This window comes from Cellulomonas hominis (assembly GCF_005239125.1).
Taxonomy (GTDB): domain Bacteria; phylum Actinomycetota; class Actinomycetes; order Actinomycetales; family Cellulomonadaceae; genus Cellulomonas; species Cellulomonas hominis_A.
This window is the reverse complement of record NZ_SZYE01000263.1, coordinates 1-4243: the sequence shown is the minus strand read 5'-3', so window position 1 is coordinate 4243 and position 4243 is coordinate 1. Positions and strand designations below refer to the sequence as shown.

The 4243-nt window shown below is 73.1% G+C and carries 2 protein-coding genes; both read left to right on the top strand.

Going from position 1 to position 4243, the window contains the following annotated elements; all coding sequences use genetic code 11:
* The first annotated feature begins 19 nt into the window (after window positions 1-19).
* Entirely contained in the window at window positions 20-1336 is a 1317-nt protein-coding gene (locus tag FA014_RS18465) for a winged helix-turn-helix domain-containing protein (protein ID WP_230323392.1), read from the top strand.
* Window positions 1337-1489: 153 nt separating this feature from the next.
* Window positions 1490-4243 (top strand): preprotein translocase subunit SecA (gene secA / locus FA014_RS18460; protein ID WP_154731081.1); only part of this gene is annotated, 2754 nt, incomplete at its 3' end.

Sequence of the window (4243 nt, the reverse complement as noted above, 5' to 3'; positions counted from 1 at the left end):
CGCCGCCCCCCGCCGCCGCCTGGCCGCGACGCGCCGCGCCGCGACCGGCACCGCGCACCGGCCGTCCGCCACCCTGTCGCTGTCCCAGGCCCGCCGGGTCGCGCTGCGGGCCCAGGGCCTCGACCGCCCGCGTGCCGAGCGCACCGGCCCCGCCACGATGCGCCAGCTGCAGCAGGTGGTCGACCGGCTCGGCCTGCTGCAGATCGACTCGGTCAACGTCGTCGCCCGGGCCCACCTCATGCCGACGTTCTCCCGCGTCGGCCCGTACGACCCGGCCCTGCTGGACCGCGCCGCGGGCCGCGCGCCCCGGCGGCTGGTCGAGACCTGGGCCCACGAGGCCTCGTACGTCCCGCCGGAGACGTACGCCCTGCTGGGCTGGCGGCGGCGCGCGTACCGGGAGTACGCCTGGGGCTCGATCCGCGAGGTGCCGCTCACCCACTCGCCGCTCGTGGGCGACGTCCTGGCGATGATCGCCGAGGACGGGCCGCTCACGGCGAGCGAGGTGCACGCCCGCGTTGAGGGCCCCGTGCCGCGGGACCGGACGGAGTGGGGCTGGAACTGGACGGCGGCCAAGCGGGTCCTGGAGTACCTGTTCTTCACCGGCCAGGTGGCCTCGGCGCGCCGGAACCCGCAGTTCGAGCGCTGCTACGACCTCGCCGAGCGCGTGCTCCCGCCGGCCGTGCTCGCGGCGCCGGAACCGGACGACGACGACGCCGTGCGCGAGCTGCTGCGGATCGCCGCGCGCGCCCACGGCGTGGCCTCCGAGCGCTGCCTGCTCGACTACTTCCGGATCAAGGGCCCGCGCGCCAGGGCCGCGGTCGCCGACCTGGTGGACGAGGGCACCCTCGTGCCGGTTCAGGTCGACGGCTGGGCCCGGCCCACCTACCTGCACGCCGACGCCGACCTGCCGCGCCGGGCGACCGGCCGGGCGCTGCTCAGCCCGTTCGACCCGCTCGTGTTCGAGCGCCGCCGGCTCGAGGAGCTGTTCGGGCTGCGGTACCGCATCGAGATCTACGTGCCGGAGGCGCAGCGGGTGCACGGCTACTACGTGCTCCCGTTCCTGCGCGGCGAGCGGCTGGCCGCGCTGGTGGACCTCAAGGCGGACCGCCGCGCCGGGCTGCTCCGGGTGCACGCCGCGCACCCCGCCGAGCCGGCCCGGGCGGTGCCGGGCGCGGTGCCGGACTCCTCGCCCGGCGCGATCGCGGCGGACCTCGCGGTCGAGCTGCGGCTGCTCGCCGCCTGGCTCGGCCTGGAGGACGTCGTGGTGGGGGACAGGGACGGCACGCCGCGCGGGACGCTGGCCCCGGTGCTGGCGAGCGCGCTCTCCGCCGGCTGACGCACCCGGGTCCCGCCCGGGTCCCACCCGGGTGCGGCGCCGGGTTGCTGGTCGTCACGCCGCCTCACCTACGATGGTCGGGGCCCGGCTGTGCGGTCGGGACGCCGGGACGCCGCACGTGGCCACGTGGGGCGCAGCGAGTCGGGAGTGCACGTGCCTGCGATCCTCGAGAAGGTCCTCCGCCTGGGCGAGGGACGGATCCTCAAGAAGCTGTCGGGCGTCGCCCAGCAGGTGAACGCGCTGGAGGACAGCTTCACGTCCCTGTCGGACGCCGAGCTGCGCGAGGAGACCGACCGGTTCAAGGCCCGGCTCGCGGACGGCGAGTCCCTCGACGAGCTCATGGCCGAGGCGTTCGCCGCGGTGCGCGAGGCCGCGCGCCGCACCCTCGGGCAGCGGCACTTCGACGTCCAGCTGCAGGGCGGCGCCGCGCTGCACTGGGGCAACATCGCCGAGATGAAGACCGGTGAGGGCAAGACCCTCGTCGCCACCGCGCCGGCGTACCTCAACGCGCTGACCGGCAAGGGCGTGCACGTCGTCACGGTCAACGACTACCTCGCCAGCTACCAGGCCGACCTCATGGGCCGCGTCTACCGGTTCCTCGGGCTGACCACCGGCGTCATCCTGTCCGGCCAGACGCCCGCCGAGCGCCGGGTGCAGTACGCCGCGGACATCACCTACGGGACGAACAACGAGTTCGGCTTCGACTTCCTCCGCGACAACATGGCGTGGAGCACCGAGGAGCTCGTGCAGCGGGGCCACCACTTCGCGATCGTCGACGAGGTCGACTCCATCCTCATCGACGAGGCCCGCACCCCGCTCATCATCTCCGGCCCGGCCTCCGGCGACGCGAACCGCTGGTACGCCGAGTTCGCCAAGGTCGTGCGCCGCCTCCAGCCCGAGCGCGACTACGAGGTCGACGAGAAGAAGCGCACCGTCGGCGTCCTGGAGCCCGGCATCGAGCGCGTCGAGGACTACCTCGGCATCGAGAACCTGTACGAGTCGCTGAACACCCCGCTGATCGGCTTCCTCAACAACGCCATCAAGGCCAAGGAGCTGTTCAAGCGGGACAAGGACTACATCGTCGACAAGGGCGAGGTGCTCATCGTCGACGAGCACACCGGCCGCGTCCTGCCCGGCCGCCGCTACAACGAGGGCATGCACCAGGCCATCGAGGCGAAGGAGGGGGTGGTCATCAAGGCCGAGAACCAGACCCTCGCCACGATCACCCTGCAGAACTACTTCCGCCTGTACGACAAGCTCGCCGGCATGACCGGTACCGCCGAGACCGAGGCGGCCGAGTTCCAGGGCACCTACAAGCTGGGCGTCGTCCCGATCCCGACCAACCGCGGGATGCAGCGCATCGACCAGCCCGACCTCGTCTACAAGGCCGAGGAGGGCAAGTACGACGCGGTCGTCGCCGACATCGTCGAGCGGCACGCCAAGGGCCAGCCCGTGCTGGTGGGCACCACGAGCGTCGAGAAGTCCGAGCTGCTGTCGCGCAAGCTCCGCAAGGCGGGCGTCCCCCACGAGGTGCTCAACGCGAAGCAGCACGCCCGCGAGGCGTCGATCGTCGCGCAGGCCGGTCGCAAGGGTGCCGTCACCGTCGCCACCAACATGGCGGGCCGCGGCACCGACATCATGCTCGGCGGCAACGCCGAGTTCATGGCGGTCGCGGAGCTCGCGGGGCGCGGGCTGGACCCCAACGAGAGCCCGGAGGAGTACGAGGCCGCGTGGCCCGAGGCCCTGGAGAAGTCCAAGGCCGCGGTCGCCGCGGAGCACGACGAGGTCGTGGAGCTCGGCGGCCTGTACGTGCTCGGCACCGAGCGGCACGAGTCCCGCCGCATCGACAACCAGCTCCGCGGCCGCTCCGGCCGGCAGGGCGACCCGGGCGAGTCCCGGTTCTACCTGTCGCTCCAGGACGACCTGATGCGGCTGTTCAACTCCGGCATGGCCGAGTCGATGATGACCCGCGCCGGGTTCCCGGACGACCTGCCGCTGGAGTCCAAGATCGTGACCCGCGGCATCCGGTCCGCGCAGTCGCAGGTCGAGGCGCGGAACTTCGAGATCCGCAAGAACGTCCTCAAGTACGACGACGTGCTGTCCCGGCAGCGCGAGGTCATCTACGAGCAGCGCCGCCGCGTGCTCGAGGGCGAGAACATGCAGGAGCAGGTCCAGCACTTCCTCGAGGACGTCCTCGACGACTACGTGACCGCCGCGACCGCCGAGGGCCACCCCGAGGACTGGGACCTGGACCAGCTCTGGACGACGCTGAAGACGGTGTACCCCGTGTCCATCACGGTCGAGGAGGTCGTGGAGCAGGCCGGCGGCCTCGGCCGGCTCACGCCGGAGATGCTGAAGGCCGAGCTGCTGTCCGACGCCCGGATCGCGTACGCGGAGCGGGAGGCGTCGCTCGGCGAGCCGAACATGCGCCAGCTCGAGCGGCGCGTCGTGCTCTCGGTGCTGGACCGCAAGTGGCGCGAGCACCTCTACGAGATGGACTACCTCAAGGAGGGCATCGGCCTGCGGGCGATGGCCCAGCGCGACCCGCTGATCGAGTACCAGCGCGAGGGCTACCAGCTGTTCCAGGCGATGACGGACGCGATCAAGGAGGAGGCCGTCGGGTACCTCTTCAACCTCGAGGTCAAGGTCGCCGAGCCGGGCCAGGCAGCCGGTGCCGAGGGTGCCGCCGCGCCGGCCGGTCGCGAGGCGGGGATCGCCGGTGCCGTCGGCGCCGCCGCCGCGGTGGGCGCGCCGCCCGTGCTCGTGGCCAAGGGCATCGACGGCCCGGACCGCCAGGTGCCGCTGCAGTACTCGGCGCCCAGCGTCGACGGCGACAGCAGCACGACCGTCAGCCGTGGCCGCCGCGCGGCCGGACCCGCGACGTCCGCGCCCGCGGGTGCCGCGCCG